At 41.3% G+C, this 17946-nt stretch carries 18 protein-coding genes and 1 riboswitch; of the genes, 7 read left to right on the top strand and 11 right to left on the bottom strand.

Annotated features, from left to right (window positions below):
* The first annotated feature begins 173 nt into the window (after positions 1–173).
* Positions 174–887, top strand: a complete 714-nt coding sequence (gene treR / locus MK370_RS06075; protein WP_268684769.1) for a trehalose operon repressor — start codon at positions 174–176, stop codon at positions 885–887.
* A gap of 364 nt (positions 888–1251) precedes the next feature.
* On the opposite strand, the gene MK370_RS06070 is transcribed toward treR, so the two are convergent.
* Entirely contained in the window at positions 1252–2592 is a 1341-nt protein-coding gene (locus tag MK370_RS06070; protein WP_268684575.1) for a hemolysin family protein, read from the bottom strand.
* A gap of 151 nt (positions 2593–2743) precedes the next feature.
* On the bottom strand, positions 2744–3868 hold the full coding sequence (locus tag MK370_RS06065) for an AI-2E family transporter (RefSeq protein WP_268684574.1): 1125 nt from the start codon (positions 3866–3868) through the stop codon (positions 2744–2746).
* 74 nt (positions 3869–3942) lie between these two features.
* Between MK370_RS06065 and MK370_RS06060 the strand changes: the two genes are divergently transcribed.
* The 4 genes from MK370_RS06060 to MK370_RS06045 all read left to right on the top strand — a co-directional run bounded on the left by MK370_RS06060 (position 3943) and on the right by MK370_RS06045 (position 7665).
* Complete coding sequence (locus MK370_RS06060; protein ID WP_268684573.1) at positions 3943–4737, top strand: ABC transporter ATP-binding protein; 795 nt, start codon at positions 3943–3945, stop codon at positions 4735–4737.
* Positions 4734–6296: a beta-carotene 15,15'-monooxygenase gene (locus tag MK370_RS06055; protein WP_268684572.1), complete on the top strand. Its 1563-nt coding sequence runs from the start codon at positions 4734–4736 to the stop codon at positions 6294–6296. The genes MK370_RS06060 and MK370_RS06055 overlap by 4 nt, the downstream gene beginning before the upstream one ends.
* A gap of 110 nt (positions 6297–6406) precedes the next feature.
* Complete coding sequence (locus MK370_RS06050; protein WP_268684571.1) at positions 6407–6781, top strand: hypothetical protein; 375 nt, start codon at positions 6407–6409, stop codon at positions 6779–6781.
* Between the two features lie 119 nt (positions 6782–6900).
* A complete protein-coding gene (locus MK370_RS06045) occupies positions 6901–7665 on the top strand; it encodes a class I SAM-dependent methyltransferase (protein WP_268684570.1) in 765 nt (254 codons plus the stop codon).
* Between the two features lie 543 nt (positions 7666–8208).
* Here MK370_RS06045 and MK370_RS06040 read toward each other — a convergent pair.
* The 9 genes from MK370_RS06040 to MK370_RS06000 all read right to left on the bottom strand — a co-directional run bounded on the left by MK370_RS06040 (position 8209) and on the right by MK370_RS06000 (position 14813).
* Entirely contained in the window at positions 8209–8985 is a 777-nt protein-coding gene (locus tag MK370_RS06040; protein WP_268684569.1) for an ABC transporter permease, read from the bottom strand.
* Positions 8972–9925: an ABC transporter ATP-binding protein gene (locus MK370_RS06035; RefSeq protein ID WP_268684568.1), complete on the bottom strand. Its 954-nt coding sequence runs from the start codon at positions 9923–9925 to the stop codon at positions 8972–8974. Before MK370_RS06035 ends, MK370_RS06040 begins: the two co-directional genes overlap by 14 nt.
* On the bottom strand, positions 9925–10521 hold the full coding sequence (locus MK370_RS06030; RefSeq protein WP_419152994.1) for a TetR/AcrR family transcriptional regulator: 597 nt from the start codon (positions 10519–10521) through the stop codon (positions 9925–9927). Before MK370_RS06030 ends, MK370_RS06035 begins: the two co-directional genes overlap by 1 nt.
* 238 nt (positions 10522–10759) lie before the next feature.
* Positions 10760–11311: a tRNA (mnm(5)s(2)U34)-methyltransferase gene (locus MK370_RS06025; RefSeq protein WP_268684567.1), complete on the bottom strand. Its 552-nt coding sequence runs from the start codon at positions 11309–11311 to the stop codon at positions 10760–10762.
* Positions 11305–12252, bottom strand: a complete 948-nt coding sequence (locus tag MK370_RS06020; protein ID WP_268684566.1) for a TIGR01212 family radical SAM protein — start codon at positions 12250–12252, stop codon at positions 11305–11307. The genes MK370_RS06025 and MK370_RS06020 overlap by 7 nt, the downstream gene beginning before the upstream one ends.
* 59 nt (positions 12253–12311) lie before the next feature.
* Positions 12312–12620: an MGMT family protein gene (locus tag MK370_RS06015; RefSeq protein ID WP_268684565.1), complete on the bottom strand. Its 309-nt coding sequence runs from the start codon at positions 12618–12620 to the stop codon at positions 12312–12314.
* Between the two features lie 96 nt (positions 12621–12716).
* Positions 12717–13367 (bottom strand): phosphatase PAP2 family protein, encoded by a 651-nt coding sequence (locus MK370_RS06010; RefSeq protein WP_268684564.1) that lies wholly within the window; start codon positions 13365–13367, stop codon positions 12717–12719.
* Entirely contained in the window at positions 13357–13914 is a 558-nt protein-coding gene (locus tag MK370_RS06005; RefSeq protein WP_268684768.1) for an ECF transporter S component, read from the bottom strand. Before MK370_RS06005 ends, MK370_RS06010 begins: the two co-directional genes overlap by 11 nt.
* Before the next feature lie 131 nt (positions 13915–14045).
* Positions 14046–14193: riboswitch (FMN riboswitch) on the bottom strand.
* Positions 14194–14309: 116 nt separating this feature from the next.
* A complete protein-coding gene (locus MK370_RS06000; protein ID WP_268684563.1) occupies positions 14310–14813 on the bottom strand; it encodes a tRNA (cytidine(34)-2'-O)-methyltransferase in 504 nt (167 codons plus the stop codon).
* A gap of 339 nt (positions 14814–15152) precedes the next feature.
* Here MK370_RS06000 and trkA point away from each other — a divergent pair, with 339 nt between their 5' ends.
* Together trkA and MK370_RS05990 are read left to right on the top strand one after the other, a co-directional pair.
* A complete protein-coding gene (gene trkA / locus MK370_RS05995; protein WP_268684562.1) occupies positions 15153–16502 on the top strand; it encodes a Trk system potassium transporter TrkA in 1350 nt (449 codons plus the stop codon).
* A 4-nt stretch (positions 16503–16506) separates the two neighbouring features.
* Entirely contained in the window at positions 16507–17946 is a 1440-nt protein-coding gene (locus tag MK370_RS05990; protein WP_268684561.1) for a TrkH family potassium uptake protein, read from the top strand.

The raw sequence follows: 17946 nt of genomic DNA, 5'->3' as shown, positions 1-17946 counted from the left end.
AATGAGAATCCAGCACTCTCCTTATATTTTTTACGAGTTAGTTTTTCAACACATCTCTACAAATAATTGTAATCGATTTCAAAGATGTATGCAAGTTGTTCGTTGAAAAAAACTCTCATTTTTGATAAAATTTTCTATGTTGTATGTAAAAAAGAAAACAAGTGGAGTTTATGATGAAGAAATATAAACAATTGTTCAAACAGATTGAGAAAGATATTTTAGAGGAACGTTATGCAGTCGGAGACTTCTTGCCCAGCGAACATCAGCTGACAGAAGACTACCAAGTTAGCCGCGACACTGTTCGCAAGGCTCTGTCCCTGCTGCAGGAAGAAGGATTGATTGAAAAAGTCCGCGGACAGGGCTCCAAAGTCATCAAGCATGAACAGTTTGACTTTCCTGTGTCTAAGCTGACCAGCTATCAAGAAGTAGTCAAGCAGAATAATATGCAGTCCAAAACCAATGTTGTCAGCTTGGAAAAAATTACCGTGGACCAGAAATTGTCCGACATCACTGGCTTCCCTCCCTACCGACTGGTTTGGCGAATCGTCCGTCAGCGCGTTGTAGACCAAATCGCCTCTGTCTTAGATATTGACTATTTAGACAAGGGCATCGTCCCTGACTTGACAAGGGAAATCGGTGAGCAATCCATTTACGCCTATTTGGAAAATGACTTAAAGCTCAACATCGCCTATGCCAAGAAAGAATTTACCATTGACCACGCCAATGACCGAGACAAGATACTCATGGACCTAGGCAAGGACCAGCAGGTCGTCTCAGTCAAGTCTCAGGTCTATCTGGCAGACGGCCGCCAGTTTCAATATACCGAGAGCCGCCACAAGCTCGACAAATTTCGCTTTGTAGATTTTGCTAAGCGTCAGAAAGAGTAGCCTTCTTCTTTCCATACTACAAAACCACCCCTGCCTTCCAGTTGGCAGAGGTGGTTTCTTTTATGAGTAGTCTAAGGCTGCCTTGTTTTGGAGCGACAAAGAGCCTCAAAATTTCTTTTTACTTGTTTTAGGAGATTTATATGAAAAAATTAGTTAAGGGCTTCTGCTGCTTTTTAAAATTTACTGATTCTTATTACTTCCTTTCCTACTTTTGCGCCTGTGAGAATGTCAATACTTGCTTATCATATAGGGTAACTTTAGATGTCATTGGACTGTCCTCATTTCTATTTTGATGGTATTAGTATAATCCCAGAAACTTAAGACAGACTTATAAAAAACTTGAAGGAAACTTAAAAGGCTGAGTTTATTTCTCAGCCTTTTCTGCTTCTTCAATAATGTCAGAAATTTCAACCTTAACCTTCGTGACACGGCCATTTTTTACCTTGTCATTGGTCAAAATGAGTTGCTTATTCTGACTTTCAACTTCGTAACTAATGCGTTCTTTCGGATCTGGAATAGTCCCTACACAAGTCAAGTAATAACCAGCTATCGTATCCACATCGTCACTTTCGATCTCGACTTCAAAGTATTCATTAAAGTCATTGAGGGTCATGGTGCCCAAGACGATATAAGTATTCTCACCGATTTCATGGACTTCGATTTCAGCCTTGTCTGTCTCATCGTCGATCTCACCGACAATCTCCTCCAAGAGGTCTTCCAGTGTAACCAGACCAGCCATACCGCCATACTCATCCAAGAGAATCGCCATTTGATTTTGCGTATTGCGCAACTCCTTGAGCAAATCATCGACAAACATAGTTTCCGGTACAAAGAGCGGCTCCTGCAGGATCTTACGCAGAACGATATTGTCAAAACCATTGACGAATCCTTCATTAAGCAATCGCTTGGTATGAATCAAACCGATGACATTGTCCTTGTCCCCATCATAGACAGGAATCCTCGAGAAGCTCTGCTTAAGAATGCTTTTGATGATTTCTTGAGTGTCGTCCTGAATGTCCACCATAAAGGCATCCGTCCGCGGCACCATCAGTTGACGCGCCATCAGCTCATCCAGAGAGAAAATCCCCTGCAGCATCTCAATCTCAGCTGCATCCAAGGTCTCCTCACTCTTGGTCAGCATATACTCAATCTCATCCCGAGTCATCAGCTCGTCTGCGCCATCAAACTTCATCGGCGTTATCCGGCTCAGCAGGTTGGTTGATGCTGACAGCAACCAGACGAAGGGACTGACAATCTTACCGAGAAAAATAATAACTGGCGCTGCCCGAACAGCTAGATTGTCTTTCAGGTTCATGGCAATGCGCTTAGGATAAAGCTCACCCAAAACAATGGAAATATATGTCAGCAAAATCAGGGCCAAGAAAGTTCCGATAGCACGTGCGGTTTCGGAATTTCCCATCCAAGAAGAGAAAAGTTTTCCCAGATTATCCGCAAAGCTAGCCCCAGACAGGATATTGATAACCGTAATCCCAACCTGAATAGTTGATAAGAAGTTATTGGGGCTCTCTAAGACAGCTAAGAGCCGGATATACTTGAGGTCTCCCTCTTCAGCCTTTTGCTCCACACGCGCCCGATTGAGCGATACCATTGCCATCTCAGCAGCTGAGAAAAAGGCATTTAACAAAGTCAATATAAACAGTAGTAAGGCTTGCCATAAAATATTCTGACTGCCAGGGTCTTCCATTGATTCTTTCTCCTCGAAATGTATAAGTAAATCTGATTATATCATATTTTTAAATTTAGTGCACAGGAAATGAAAATAAGACGGAAGGCCTTCCTTCCGTCTTATTTTCTAGTCTCGAGACTCTGGAATCAATCGACTCCAAAACTCATCCTTATTTATTAATAATCCCAAATTCTTCGTTCTTCTTCTGCTGCTGTGCTTCCTTGTGATTGTCATAAAGATTGGCCAGAAACTTAGCAATTTCCTTGAGGATAGAATAGGTCGGGATTGCCACAATCATCCCTACCACACCATAAATATTGCTGGATAAGAGCAAGAGCACCATGATGGTAATAGGATGAACCTTCATCACACCGCCAACGATACGGGGATAGAGGATATTGCCATCTACCTGCTGGATAATCAGCATGTAAATCAAGGCCGCTACCATCTTCTGAGGATCAGTAAAGGCATACGTAATGACCATGGGAATCAAGCCGATACTCGGTCCCACATAAGGTATTAGATTAGCCAGACTGGAGAAAATAGCAAAGACCAAAGCGTACTTGAGCCCAATCACGCTATAGCCAATATAGGCCAGGGCGCCAATAATCAAGGCATCGATTGAAATCCCGCTGATATAGCGGGCAACAGTAGCATTGAGATTGGTCAGTAAACTAGAGATATTGAGCTTATCGCGCTTGAGAACTGTCCGCTCCAGCATGGGCAAAAGCTTATGGCCGTCCATGAGGAAGTAAACCAAGAAAATCGGCGTCATAATCAAAATCATCAGTGTATTGACAACTGCTGACAGAACACTGCCCAGACTGTTGGTCACACTGTTAAGGATATTTTGCAGAATGTCTACATAAGACAGGTTGAGCTGCTGGATGGTGGACTGGATATTCAGATTTCGAAAGAGCGGATTTTTAGATAATTGATTGACAAAACTTTGAATTTCCCAATAAAGGCCTTGTGTGGAATTAATCAAGCTGCTCAGCTGATTAATCAAAATCGGCAAGAGGTAAATAACGCCCAAAGTAATCAAGCCAAACAGAAGGCTGAGCGTAATCAGAATCCCAATCATTCGGTTGATTTTGAGCTTTTCCTGAAGAAATTTCACCAGCGGATTCGTAATATAGTAAAGAAATCCTCCCACAAGAAAGGGAATCAAGATGGTATTCACAACGCTAACAATCGGGGTTATCATATCCCCCATCTGGCGCCAGATAAAGAAAATAATCGTTAGCAAAAGGACCTCACTGGTCCAAAACATCAGCTTACTTTTATGAAACATTTGACTCCTCCTATCAGTTATTTTACCATAAATTTTGTTATAATAAAGGAGATTTAACGAAAGAAAGAGTAAAAATGGAAAAGATTATCAAACTGGAAAATGTAAGCTTGGCTAAACAAGGCCGAACCATCTTAAAAGATCTCAACTGGCAGGTGAAAAAGGGGGAGCATTGGGCTATTCTCGGTCTCAACGGTTCTGGAAAGTCTACTCTTCTGCGCTTGCTCATGGCTGAGCATTGGAAAGCTCAGGGCAAGGTGACAGTTCTCGGTACGGAATTTGGCGCCGGCGACATTCCTCAGCTGCGAACTAGGATTGGAGTAGTCGGCTCCTTCATTGCTGAGCGTCTGCCCAGCCATCTTACTGCCGAAGAAATCGTCCTGACAGGCAAGTATAAAAGCAGTATTCTCTACGCTCCTTACGGACAAGAAGAGCTGGGCCAAGCTAGGGAAATGCTGGCTTCCATTGGCGGACAAGATTTGATTGGCCGGAGCTACATCAGTCTATCTCAAGGGGAAAAGCAGCTCTTGCTGATTGCTCGCAGTCTTATGGAAAAGCCAGAATTGCTTATCTTAGACGAAGCGACCAGCGGTCTGGATCTCTTTGCCCGCGAGCGTCTGCTGGATCAGATTGGTAAGATTACACAGATGAATCAGGCTCCAACCATCCTCTATGTCACCCACCATGTAGAAGAAATCACTGCTGCTATGGATCATGTCTTGCTCCTAAAAGAAGGTGAAATCACAGCCCAAGGTCCTAAAGGAGACATACTTCAAAAAGAGGTCATGGATCGCTTCTATCCCCAACCAGTCGAGCTGATTGAGCTAGGAGAAGGCCGCTATTTCGTCAAGGTGGAGGTCAGGTCCTCATGAAGCAATTTTCTAATACCATCTTCAACCTGGGCTATTTTCTGATTCTGACCATGACTGTGATTGCCTTGCTTTTCCTGTCTGGGCAGATTCTGCTATCCCATACTTACATACCTTTGAGGATTGCTGAGGGGGTCCAATTCGTCAGTAATCCTTGGTATTTCTACCCTATCCTCCTGTTCTTTCTCCTCAGCCTCTTTTTAATCCGGCCCCTATTGGAAAAGGTTCAGACCAAGCATCTTTTTTGGATTCTGTCCCTCATCTTTATAGCAACAGCGATTTTTCTGATAACGGCCTACGATGGCCGCATCCGAGCTGACGCCAAGCACGTTTTCAATGCAGCCCTAGCCTTTAACCGAGGAGATTACAGCTCACTGACAACCGTCGGAAGCTACATGTATCGCAATCCCCATCAGCTAGGACTGATGACTCTGGAGCGACTTTATGCTTTTATTTCTCCGACGACTCAGTTTGCCTTTAGCATGAATGTCGTCTGGACTTTACTCAGTCATTTCTTGATTTACAAGATTACAGCTCTCCTCAATGCCAGAGAAATCATCCAGAAATACACGATTGTGCTGACTTTTCTCTTTCTACCACAACTCTTTTTCGTCCTCTTTGTCTACGGTACCGTTCCTGGGCTCTTCTTCTGTCTGCTCAGTCTCTATGCTTTTATCAAGCTAGACCAAAAAGGAAATTTACTCTATGCCTTGCTGGGAGCGGCCAGTATCAGTCTGGCCTGCCTCCTGCGCAACAACTACATCATCTTTGCCATCATGCTGATTGGAGTCTACTTCCTGTCCATCTTTTATAAATGGTCTTGGAAGAAACCCTTAACCATCATCCTGATTTTAGCCGGTATCGTCCTTTCAAATAAGGGTCTGACGGCCTACTATGAGCAGCTGATTGGGGGCAAGATTGGTGTCGGTACCCCAAAAATCGCCTACATCACTATGGGCCTGCGGGATGATCCCAATCGGCAGACCTTAGGAGGCTGGTACGATGCCTACAATACCAAGATTCTCAAGCGCAACAAATATGATGAAAATTTGGCTACAGAGATGGCCGCTCGGGATTTGAAGGACATTTTGATTCACTTCAGCAATCATCCAGCTTATGCGTTAAAATTCTTCTACGAAAAAGTCAAGTCTACCTGGACTGAGCCGACTTTTCAGTCTATCTGGACTGGGCCTCAGATTGAGCGCCAACAATACATGAAGCCAGCTGTCCTGCGCAGCATTTATGAGGAAAGAAAAGGTTATCAGATTGTTAATTTCCTGCTCTTGACCCTGCTAGCCAGTATCTACCTGCTCTCCTGTTTCTTTATCCTGCATAAATTTTTCGTCGCCGAAGAAAAGCTGACGCCTTTTGACCTCTATCCCTTCATCTTTCTCTTGGGGGGCGGCCTCTTCCACTTCTTCTGGGAAACCAAGAGCCAGTATGTCTATATCTATGTCCTCCTTCTCATCCCTTCCGCCGCTCAATCTTTAGTCGACCTGAGCGATTGGTGGAAGAACAAAGGAAAAGGGAAATCAACAGACCAGCTTGAGAAAGACTTATAAAACTTGAACACTTGATAAGAATTCCTTATAATTTTATAGGAATATTAAGTGAAACAAAGTTGAATTTGTAATTAAAATTTTTGTACTTTACGAAAGGAGAGTATGGATTTATGTTTCCAATATTAGGTGCAGTCTTATTTGGACTTATAGCAATTATGACAGTTCTTGTTGCTTGCGGTCTGCCTTTGGGCGAATATACAATGGGTGGACAACATAAAATCTTACCTAAGAAACTTAGAATTGCGGCAGTCATTTCGGTGACTATCCAAATTTTTGCCATGATCATTATTTTGCAAGCTGGGGGTTTTATTCCCCTGTGGCTGTCTTTCAAGGTTACTAAATATATTTGTTTCTTCTTTGCCGCTTATCTATCCTTGAATACGATTATGAACATGATTTCAAAAAGTAAGAAAGAAAAATATGTAATGACTCCGATTTCACTTATAGCTGGAATATGTTTTTGGATAACAGCATTTCAGATGTAGCATGTGAAATGAGGATCATCTATAGTGCGTCAAATTGGAATTTGTAGAGGTGAGAAAAATGTAATGGCAACCTATTCACCTTAAATCGAAATAATATAAAATTACGAGGAGATTATAAGATGAACAATTATATAAAATTAAATGAAGATAGATGGAATAATGTAAAAAATGACTATACTGAGCCATTGACACATGAAGAATTAGAAGAAGTTAGAAATAATCCAATTTCTGTTGCATTAACTGTTGGGAAAAAAGTTCCAAAAGAATGGTTTGAAAAAGCAAACGGAAAAAAGATATTAGGTTTAGCTTGTGGTGGTGGACAGCAGGGACCAGTTTTTGCTATAAAAGGTTACGATGTAACCATAATGGATTTTTCTAAATCACAATTACAAAAAGATGATATGGTTGCTAAAAGAGAAGGCTTAAAAATCAATACGGTTCAAGGCGATATGACAAAACCATTTCCATTTGAAAATGAAACTTTTGATATTATTTTTAATCCGGTTTCAAATGCATATATAGAAGATTTAGAAAACATGTATAAAGAAGCCTCTCGAGTATTGAAAAAGGGTGGACTATTAATGGTCGGATTTATGAATCTATGGATATACATGTATGATGCTGACATTGTATGGGACAAACCTGATGAGGAATTACTTTTAAAGTTTTCAATACCTTTTAATTCAAAAGAGCTTGAAGAGGAAGGCAAGATAACCATAAATCCAGAATATGGATATGAATTTAGCCATACCTTAGAAACTCAGATTAGAGGACAACTCAAAAATGGTCTCGCTATGATAGATTTTTATGAATCGTGTGACAAAAGACATAGATTATCACGTTATGGAAATGACTATATAGCTACACTCTGCATTAAACTATAATATTATAGAACATGCTTCAGGAGAATAGCCCATTTTATTTTCCTTAAGGGTTAAAATCTAAAAATCCCAGTTTGTCTAATTGAATAAAAGAATTTTTAAAACAGTAAATCACAAAGGTTTACTGTTTTTTTGCTCATTTTGAGAAATCATAACCACCCGTGAAAACGAGTGGCTTGTATACCGGCTATAAGCCGTTTCCCTCTAGCGACGTCTAAAGACGTTCGCTGAACTTCTTTTAGGTTAATGCTATGATTACTTGACTAATGCCCGTAAAAACAGGCTTTTATCTTAATTCTAAAACTGCCATCTGAGAACGGTTTGACACTTAACTTATCAAAGACAAGGTCATTTTTTCCAAATCACGTATATTAGAAACTATCTTTTCATTTAGGCCAACGATATTCACATAGTCCCCTCTCCCCCCAAAACTTTCGATTGTCATAATATAACCCCTCTTGTTTTTCAATCTGAACAGGAGGGGTTGTTTTGAATGGAAATGAATAAGACTTAGTTTTGTGTTATTAGCATTTTCATCACTTCATTTTAATCGTAATCAGCATACCTCCACCAAGCTATTGTTGCGATAAGACCTAGAATACTTACCCCAAATAAACTGACAATGCTCCCAAAATTCAATAGCGCTTTTCCTGCAATACCACTTGCGAGTGCAGGAATCGCCCATGGAATGTATTTCCCAAAGTTAAGAGCAGAACCAAGTTGAGAAAAAATAATAGTAAAAATAATAAATGCCAATGGAGACAAATATCCCCGGCCTAAACAAGCAAAAAAAGCCACTGGAGTAGAGAGTATGATCGTAAGAGTAGTACAATAACCAAAAGTAAGTATACCTTTGAAAATCACCGTTAAGCTCCCACCCTCAAGTCCAATCAAATTGCCAGCCAACAATCCTAATAAAAGTGCAAAAATTGATAGAATATAGCTCCACAAAGCGATAACGATAAACTTGGATAATACGATTGTATCTCTTTTTATCGGGAGTGCTAATAGGTCTATCATCGTTTTATCAGAATATTCTCTACCAAAAACCCAAGATGCTGTAAATCCAAAAATGAGCAATCCCCCAACAGAAATGACTTGTGATACGGTCATTAAGTACGACGACCAGTCTGTTATCCTCATCATTTCCATTTTTGCAGAAATCAATCCAAGATTTTTGAAATTCTCTGGATATTTCATCATAGTTGCAAACAGCCCAACAATAAAAGGAACTAAACAGATAGAACAAGCAGTTACGATGGAAAGTTTTGATTTTATTAACTTTCTCCATTCAATTAAAATACAGGAACTAAGCTTTTTCATTTGAAATTCCTCCATTATAGTCATTCAGTATTCTTAAGAAATAATGTTCTAAATCTTCTTTTTCAACAGCCAGCGATTTGGGTGGATAACCTACATTAACTAGCAATGCAGCAATTTCTTCCGGATATTCCACAGATTTTGTATCAATTAGTTCTAAAAAATTGATATTATTTTCTGTGTCTGATTGAATGTTTACCTGATAGCCATGGTTAGATAACACTTCTTTCATGGCCTTATTATTAGAGCCACTTACTAGTAACTTCTTTTCTAAGTACTGTTCTAATTCACTGCTTTCAACTTCTCTTATAAGTCTGCCCTCATGTATAATGACTATTCTAGTAGCAATTTTAGATATTTCTTCCAGATTATGACTTGAAATAAGAACAGTTGTACCTAGATTATTTGCCAATTCCTTTAACAGCTCTCTTACTTCAATAACTCCAAAAGGATCTAATCCATTTGTTGGCTCATCAAGAATTAGGATTTTAGGTTTATGAATAATCGCTTTTGCAATTCCTAAACGTGCAACATTTCCTAAAGAAAGATGCTTCTCCTGTTTATGTTCATATTGCTTTAGTTTTAATTTTTCAATTACCCAGTCAATATTATCTTTATTAACCCCTCTTAATTTACTAACTATTTCTAAATTTTCTCTCACAGTTAAGTCTGGATAAGAATAAGGTGTCTCAATAATATAACCTATTTCATTTCGAAGTTCTAAATTACTCAGATCTAACTTTTTTCCTTGGATATAACATTCTCCTGATGTAGATTTTATCAATCCTAGCATCATTCGCATCGTCGTTGTTTTCCCTGCACCATTCAGTCCTAAAAAACCTACTATTTCAACACTTTTTATTGATATATTCAAGTTGTTGACAACATTTTTTGTTCCATATCTTTTAGAAAGGTTTGCGGTTCTAATTGCTTCTTTCACCATTACCTATCCTCCTTAGTAATTTGCTCAACAATTCCTTGTATGACTAACTTCAATGTAGTATCAAATTGTTCTTCACCGATTTCCTCGATGTGTAATATAGTCATAGCAATCGTTCTAAATAAAGCAGAGACGATTTCTACCGACACATTTTCTCTAATATTGATTCGGGATACAATTTTTTTTACCATCCTATCATCTATCAGATGATGATTTGTTATCACCTCTTTTGGTAATTTTCTTACGAGTAATTCCATTTCATGATTTTTAAATATGGTATACATAAATGAATAGCGAAAATCTTGATAAAAATCATAAAGTAACTCTACCAGACGATTTGTATCTATCTTGGCTTCCATATCTAATTGTTCTGTCAGGCGATCCATAACATCTATTTGATATTCTTCTAAGACCGCAAAAAATAACATTTCCTTTGAAGAATAAAAATTATAAAAAGAACCTTTAGAAATATCTACCATTGCTGCCATCTGGTCAACTGTGGTTTTCTTAACTCCATATCTTTGAAGGCATTCCTTTGCAACTTTATGTAATTTCTTTCTAATTACTTCTTTTTCTTCAGCAGTAAAAGCAGTAGCCATAACTTCCTCCTAAAAACTATGTGACGTTTTTTGATTTTACAGTCATAGATTATCATATAAAATGAAAAATGTCAAAAGTCTTATATCTTCTTTGTAAGAAAATATAAGACTTTAAATTTACACACACCTTAATTCTATTCTTTTAGAGCTAATTATTTGATTTTCACGATTTAAAAATAAGGATACAGTACTGAAAGCTCCTATTATCTGGCTTTTCTCTCTGTATCCTTATTATATATCAAGTTTCTTCTCTCAATTTCTCAATCATGACCAGGAAAGGCGGATGGTTAATCTGATTGATGGTCTTGTAGAGGGCAACGGTGAAGTCCTGCTGGGGCAGTTGACTAACGAAGTCTAGCACCGCATCTTTTTCAACTTCGCCACCTTCATGCCCGTAGTAAATCATGATAGCTGCTCTGCCGCCTTTTTCTAAGCCCCGGCAGACCTTTTCCAAAGCTTCCAGCGTCGTATCGGATCTTGTAATGACAGACTTATCCGCCGAAGGTAGGTAGCCAAGATTGAAAATGGCAGCCTTGAAATGGTCTAGGTATTGGTCCAGAGTCTCATGGCCAGCCAAGATTAGCTGGGCATTATCCAAATTCGCTTCTGCCAAGCGCTGGCGGGTCTTTTCCAAAGCCTGCTCCTGAATGTCAAAAGCGTAGACTTGCTTGGCCAACTGAGCCAGAAAAAGGGTGTCATGCCCATTGCCCATAGTGGCATCCACTACGGTATCTTCCTTGGTCACGATTTCTGCCAAAAAGGCATGGGCCATCTGTAAGGGTCTTAACATACGAATCTCTGCTCCTTTGCTTTACAGCCTTGCTTACTGCCACGACGACGCATTTCTGCCTCGATGGCATTGAGAACTTCCCATTTATTGAGGCTCCACATAGGGCCAATCAACATGTCTCGCGGAGCATCGCCCGTGATACGGTGGATGACGATATGCTCGGGAATAATCTCCAGCTGGTCACAGATGATGGAGACATACTCCTCCTGACTGAGCAGCTGCAGTCGCCCCTCATGGTAATCCCGCTGCATACGGGTATTAGTCATCAAGTGAAGCAAGTGGAGCTTAATTCCCTGAATGTCATTATCCGTCACACAGCGACGGACATTCTCCAGCATCATCTCATGGGTTTCACCCGGCAGGCCGTTGATCAAGTGAGAGACAATCTCCGCCTTGGGAGCCAGCCTACGAACTCGCTGGACCGTCTCCACATATAGCTCATAAGAATGGGCACGATTGATGAGGTGCGAGGTCTCCTCATAGGTAGTCTGAAGCCCCAGTTCCACGGTCACATGCATACGCTCGGATAAGTCAGCCAAGTAGGCTATGGTCTCATCAGGCAAACAGTCCGGTCGAGTCCCGATATTGAGTCCAACGACACCTGGCTCGTTAATAGCTTGCTCATAACGCTTACGGATCACTTCAAGCTTCTCATGTGTATTGGTGAAGTTCTGGAAATAGACCAGATACCTACGAACATTTGGCCACTTGTGGTGCATGAAGTCAATTTCCTTATAGAACTGCTCGCGAATGGGCGCATCTGGTGCCACAATGGCATCACCCGAGCCCGAAACGGTACAGAAAGTACAGCCTCCATGCGCTACCGTACCATCCCGATTAGGACAGTCAAAACCCGCATCAATGGGCACCTTAAAAGTCTTCTCGCCAAAAAGTTTATGATAATAATCGTTCAAAGAATTGTAAGATTTCATACTTTTCATTCTACCACAAAAAAGACCTGAGAAACAAAAATTCCCTCTTTCACAAGGAAAGAAGGAAGTCATAGCTCCCACTGATAACGCTTGAGATCTACACAGCCATTGGCCTTCAAGTCCACTCCTTCGGCCCAGAGAAAGTGCTCCTGCTCTTGCCAGCCAGGTGCGAGGCGACCTGCAGCATTGACCACCCGATGGCAAGGATGCTGACCGCCATAAAGCTCCGACTGACTGAGAATCTTTGCCACCAAGCGGGCATTTTTAGGTCGCCCAATCAGACGAGCAATCTGGCCATAGGTTGCCACTCGCCCAAAAGGAATAGCATCTACAACAGCAAAGACGGCTTTAATAATTTCTTTATTTAAAAGGGCCATACTAACCTCCTAATATTTCTCGCTCCTATCTTACACAATTCAAGTCCCTTTATCAAGAGAAAAAAGGCCGGCAAAGCCAACCTCTCTCATCTATATTTATTTCTGCTTTCCCTTGAAACGCCACTGAAAGCGCAGCTTGTCATAAAAGGGAAATTCGATATTCAAAATGGCAAAGCCCATCAAGGCTCCTCCCATAACATCTGTCGGATAGTGCACTCCAAGATAGACTCTAGACGCCATAACAGTAAAGATATAGACCAGGAGCAGGCCTTGTACCAAGCGCTTTATTTTTTGGTTTTGAATCCGTTGCTGAGCGATAATAATCAAAGTCCCAAGAACAATGGCTGTCGCCATGGAATGTCCGCTAGGGAAAGAGTAACCGCCCTCTTCGACCAAATGCGAAAGACTCGGCCGGCTTCTGTGGTAAACGAGTTTAATCAGCTTAATCAAAATCCCATGTAAGACCAGATTTCCCGCTAGCAAGGCAGCTTCCAGTTTCCATTTTTTATAAAGGAAAAACAGGGCAAGAGCTAAAACCCAGATGATAATCCCCATCGGATCAATCACACTGGTCACAAGTTTGAAAAAAGTCGTCAAAGCTGCAGGCAAGTCTCCCCGCAACCAGGTCTGAAGCGGGGTGTCAAAGCTGGTCAGCTGCTCAGGATAAAACTTGACCATGTATCCTAGCATGACGAAAAGTAAAAGGGCAAAAGAGCCCTTTGTTAGATAAGATTGTTTATTTTTCATAGCGTTTTAGGACGGGCTGTAATAGTTTGTAAATTAGCCAAAAGACGACAGCCCAAATCACTCCTTCTAATAGGTTAAAAGGGACAATCATGGTCAGCAGATACTTAGAAATACCAAATGCCTTATTAATATCAAAACCAGCAAACCTCGCATAGAGAGGCACAGCATAAATGACATTTAGAATGATCATAGTAATCGTTAGACCAAGCGTTGCTGCCAAGGAAGCCTTCACATAGCTAGATAAGCTCTTTCTTTTTTTCCATAAAAGTGAAAAAACAGAAACAAAGACAGCTACTGCCAGCATATTCATGGGGAGACCGATTAGAGTACCTACACCATTATTATTCAAAGCTAGCTTTAAGACAGAGCGAATCAAGAGCACTGCCAGAGAGCTTTTTAAATCCAAGACTACCAAAGCCAGTAAAATCGGAATAATTGAAAAATCCAACTTTAAAAACTCGGTTATCAAGGGAATCTCATAAAGCATGAGTAGAAATGATAGAGCAGATAAAACTGCTACAATCGCCAATTTACGAGTATTTGTCATCACAGGTTCCTCCAATTTATAAAAATTAGAGAAGCCGGAAAGGCCACTGAAAAAAGCTTGTCAGCTAATGATTATTTAGTATAAGGCTCAGCCCTTAAATAAAGATTAAACGGCAAGATTGCTTCACTGCCTCTCGTCTTCTCCCATCCAGACTATACTGTCGGTTGTGGAATCTCACCACATCAGCTTGCGCTCGCGGACTTGATTTGGCATTGAGAAAAAATTTCCAATCCAAAAATTACCGCCGGTCGGGAATCTCACCCTGCCCTGAAGACATCATTATCATAACAAAAAAAGCCTGCCAGAGCAAGCGATTTGATTGATGTAATTAAAAATGTTTCAACAATAGTATTCTATCTATTAGGAAAATTAACTGCTTAGATACATTCATTCCGCTACTTCAGCTTGTCCGCTTCATACTCGTGTACCAAATCTAAGCCAGCAAAATTCTGCTGACGCAGGGCTTCATAGACAATCATGCAGACTGTATTTGAAACATTGAGGCTGCGGACATGCTGGTCATTCATAGGAATACGCAGGGCCTTTTCTGGATGACGACGCATAAATTCCTCTGGCAGTCCCTTGTCCTCCCGGCCAAACATAAAATAATGCGAGCCTTCTACAGCAAAATTCTCCTCAGAATAGACCTTCTCTGCAAACTTAGAAATCAGGTAAAGACGGCCGTTCATCTGCTCCATAAAATCTTCTAAACTCTCATAATAGGTGATGTCCAGCTTATCCCAATAGTCCAGCCCCGCCCGTTTCATCTTGCGGTCATCAATGGGAAAACCCATGGGTTTGATGATGTGAAGCGGCGAATTAGTTGCAGCGCAAGTACGGGCAATATTGCCGGTATTCTGCGGAATCTGAGGCTCAAAAAGAACGATATGATTTTTCATAATAAGAATATTTTCCTAGTATTTTCTTTAGATAAAAAAATAGCCACACTGCCCGGAGTCAAGCTCAGCAAACAGCGTGGTTAAGGCTTCATTAACTTACATCACAACAGGTTTGAGGTAAACCAATGAAGGTACTCATTTAGTATAACACTTTCAGCCTACAAGTCAATAAAAAATGCTCAAAAAGTTGTACTTTTTTTAAAAATATCACAGGAAGATACCATTTTGGTAAAAAAGTATTCGGAATTCTATAAATAAGCAAGCTATTCTGTATTTTATAGATGAAATTTAAATGAAAAAAGAGTATGATAGATACATACTTTGGAGGAATCTAAACTTATGAAAATTATTGTTGTCGGCGGCGGGAAGGTCGGAACGGCCCTCTGTCGCTCCTTAGTGGCTGAAAATCATGATGTTATCCTGATTGAGCAGGATGAGGCTGTTCTAAACCAGATTACCAAGCGCTATGACATTATTGGTATTTCTGGCAATGGAGCTAACTTCAAAATCCTAGAACAGGCGGATGTTGGGCACTGTGACATCTTCATCTCCATGACCGAGCAGGATGAGGTCAACATGGTTTCAGCTGTTCTGGCCAAACGAATGGGCGCTAAGGAAACCGTCGTTCGGGTGCGTAATCCTGAGTATTCCAACCCTTACTTTAAGGAAAAGAATATCCTAGGCTTCTCGCTGGTGGTCAATCCTGAGCTCCTAACTGCTCGCTATATCGCTAATATCATTGACTTCCCTAACGCCCTGTCAGTAGAACACTTTGCCAATGGCCGAGTGGCACTGATGGAGTTCAAACTCAAGGAAGACAGCAATCTCTGCCAGATGAGTATTTCCCAATTCCGCAAGAAATTTGGAAATATCATTGTCTGTGCCATTGAGAGAAAAGGGCACTTGGAAATTCCTGACGGCGACTTCACTCTGGATGCCGGCGACAAGATATATGTCACAGGTAACCGCCTGGACATCGTTCAATTCCACAATATGGTACGTCCTAGAGTGGTTAAGAGCCTGATGATTATCGGGGCTGGCAAGATCGCTTATTACCTGCTCAATATTCTCAAGAATAGTAAAATCGAGCTCAAAGTCATTGAATCTAACCATGAACGGGCAACCTTTTTCAGTCAGGAATTTCCTGAGCTCTATGTTGTCCATGGAGACGGTACTGCCAAGGATATCCTGCTGGAGGAACGCGCCAGTAACTTTGATGCCATCGCTACCCTGACTGGTGTAGATGAAGAAAATATCATTACTTCCATGTTCCTTAATAATCTGGGTGTACAGAAAAACATCACCAAGGTCAACCGTACTAGTTTGTTGGAAATCATTGATAACCAAGACTTTGCCAGCATCGTAACTCCTAAAGGTATCGCCGTTGATACGGTTATGCATTTTATCCGCGGTCGCTACAATGCTCAATTCTCTAACCTAGAAGCTCTGCACCATGTAGCCAACGGCCAAATCGAGACTCTGCAATTCCAAATCAAAGAAGAAAACAAGATGACTGGTATTCCTCTATCTCAGCTTCATCTGAAGAAAGATGTCCTGATTGCGGCCATTATCCGCCAAGGTAAAGCTATCTTCCCTACAGGCGATGACAATCTGCAAGTTGGAGATAAGATTATCGTTACTACTCTGCTGCAAAATATCACGCAGATTTACGATCTGTTAGCGAGGTAGGCCCATGAATAGATCTATGATTCGCTACCTGCTGGCAAAATTACTGCTGATTGAGGCGGCACTGCTGATTGTACCTATTGTCGTCGCTCTAATCTACTGTGAGCCCTTAAAAGTCTTTCTCTCTATCGGGGCGACCATGGCCATCTTGCTAGTTTTAGGTGGCATAGGCTCTTATTTCAAACCCAAGGACCTGCATATCTACGCCAAGGAAGGGGTCCTGATTGTAGCCCTTTGCTGGATTCTTTGGTCCTTCTTCGGAGCTCTGCCCTTTGTTTTTTCCGGGCAGATTCCAGACGTTATTGATGCTTTCTTTGAGATTAGCTCTGGCTTCACCACGACAGGAGCGACTATCCTCAACGATGTTGGCGTCCTCTCCCATTCGTTACTCTTCTGGCGCAGTTTTACCCACTTGATTGGAGGAATGGGAGTGCTGGTCTTTGCCCTAGCTATTATGGACAATGCTAAAAATGGTCACTTGGAGGTCATGAAAGCAGAAGTTCCGGGACCAGTCTTTGGCAAGGTGGTGTCCAAACTCAAGAGTACGGCCCAGATTCTTTATATCATTTATCTGGCTCTCTTTGCTATATTTGCCCTCCTTTATTTCCTAGCGGGCATGCCTCTCTTTGACAGCCTTGTGATTGCCATGGGAACAGCTGGTACGGGAGGATTCACCGTATACAATGACGGTATCGCCCACTACAACAGCTCGCTGATTACTTATCTAGTCAGCTTTGGAGTTTTAGCTTTCGGGGTCAACTTCAATCTCTACTATTATCTGCTGATTCGCAAGTTTAAGGCTTGCTTTGAAGATGAGGAGCTCAAGGGCTATCTCTGGATTGTCTTTCTTTCCACAGCCTTGATTGCCTTTAATGTCTTCCACCTCTATCAAGGCTTTGCCAAGAGCGTGGAGATTTCCTTCTTCCAGGTAGCCAATGTCATCACAACAACTGGATTTGGCTATGGCGATACAGTCAAATGGCCGCTCTTTTCTCAGGTTATCCTGCTCCTGCTCATGTGTATCGGGGGCTCAGCTGGATCAACAGCTGGGGGATTCAAGGTCATTCGGGGAATTATCATTTCCCGCATTGCTAAAAATCAGATTCTATCTACCCTGTCACCTAATCGTGTCCTGACCTTGCATATCAATGGTGCGGTCATTGACAAGGATACTCAGCATAAGGTACTGAAATACTTAGCTGTTTATATCTTGATTATTCTAGCTCTCATTTTTATTGTCAGCTTGGATAATAATAATTTCATGACGGTTGTCAGCGGGGTTGTCTCTTGCTTCAACAATATCGGCCCCATGATTGGGACGACAGATAATTTTTCTATCTTTAGTCCTTTTTCTAAACTTCTGCTAGCCTTTGCTATGATTGGCGGTCGCTTGGAAATCTACCCGATTCTCCTGCTCTTCCTGCCTAAGACTTGGTCTAGAAGATAG

The sequence above is a fragment of the Streptococcus sanguinis genome (genome assembly GCF_026781265.1).
In the GTDB taxonomy this organism is placed as follows: Bacteria; Bacillota; Bacilli; order Lactobacillales; family Streptococcaceae; genus Streptococcus; species Streptococcus sanguinis_T.
This window is presented reverse-complemented; position numbering and strand designations above follow the sequence as displayed.

What these genes read in the sequence shown, in the direction of transcription:
- treR (WP_268684769.1), top strand. Translation starts at nt 174, where the DNA reads ATGAAGAAATATAAACAATTGTTCAAACAGATTGAGAAAGATATTTTA.
- MK370_RS06070 (WP_268684575.1), bottom strand. Translation starts at nt 2,592, where the DNA reads ATGGAAGACCCTGGCAGTCAGAATATTTTATGGCAAGCCTTACTACTG.
- MK370_RS06065 (WP_268684574.1), bottom strand. Translation starts at nt 3,868, where the DNA reads ATGTTTCATAAAAGTAAGCTGATGTTTTGGACCAGTGAGGTCCTTTTG.
- MK370_RS06060 (WP_268684573.1), top strand. Translation starts at nt 3,943, where the DNA reads ATGGAAAAGATTATCAAACTGGAAAATGTAAGCTTGGCTAAACAAGGC.
- MK370_RS06055 (WP_268684572.1), top strand. Translation starts at nt 4,734, where the DNA reads ATGAAGCAATTTTCTAATACCATCTTCAACCTGGGCTATTTTCTGATT.
- MK370_RS06050 (WP_268684571.1), top strand. Translation starts at nt 6,407, where the DNA reads ATGTTTCCAATATTAGGTGCAGTCTTATTTGGACTTATAGCAATTATG.
- MK370_RS06045 (WP_268684570.1), top strand. Translation starts at nt 6,901, where the DNA reads ATGAACAATTATATAAAATTAAATGAAGATAGATGGAATAATGTAAAA.
- MK370_RS06040 (WP_268684569.1), bottom strand. Translation starts at nt 8,985, where the DNA reads ATGAAAAAGCTTAGTTCCTGTATTTTAATTGAATGGAGAAAGTTAATA.
- MK370_RS06035 (WP_268684568.1), bottom strand. Translation starts at nt 9,925, where the DNA reads ATGGTGAAAGAAGCAATTAGAACCGCAAACCTTTCTAAAAGATATGGA.
- MK370_RS06030 (WP_419152994.1), bottom strand. Translation starts at nt 10,521, where the DNA reads ATGGCTACTGCTTTTACTGCTGAAGAAAAAGAAGTAATTAGAAAGAAA.
- MK370_RS06025 (WP_268684567.1), bottom strand. Translation starts at nt 11,311, where the DNA reads ATGTTAAGACCCTTACAGATGGCCCATGCCTTTTTGGCAGAAATCGTG.
- MK370_RS06020 (WP_268684566.1), bottom strand. Translation starts at nt 12,252, where the DNA reads ATGAAAAGTATGAAATCTTACAATTCTTTGAACGATTATTATCATAAA.
- MK370_RS06015 (WP_268684565.1), bottom strand. Translation starts at nt 12,620, where the DNA reads ATGGCCCTTTTAAATAAAGAAATTATTAAAGCCGTCTTTGCTGTTGTA.
- MK370_RS06010 (WP_268684564.1), bottom strand. Translation starts at nt 13,367, where the DNA reads ATGAAAAATAAACAATCTTATCTAACAAAGGGCTCTTTTGCCCTTTTA.
- MK370_RS06005 (WP_268684768.1), bottom strand. Translation starts at nt 13,914, where the DNA reads ATGACAAATACTCGTAAATTGGCGATTGTAGCAGTTTTATCTGCTCTA.
- MK370_RS06000 (WP_268684563.1), bottom strand. Translation starts at nt 14,813, where the DNA reads ATGAAAAATCATATCGTTCTTTTTGAGCCTCAGATTCCGCAGAATACC.
- trkA (WP_268684562.1), top strand. Translation starts at nt 15,153, where the DNA reads ATGAAAATTATTGTTGTCGGCGGCGGGAAGGTCGGAACGGCCCTCTGT.
- MK370_RS05990 (WP_268684561.1), top strand. Translation starts at nt 16,507, where the DNA reads ATGAATAGATCTATGATTCGCTACCTGCTGGCAAAATTACTGCTGATT.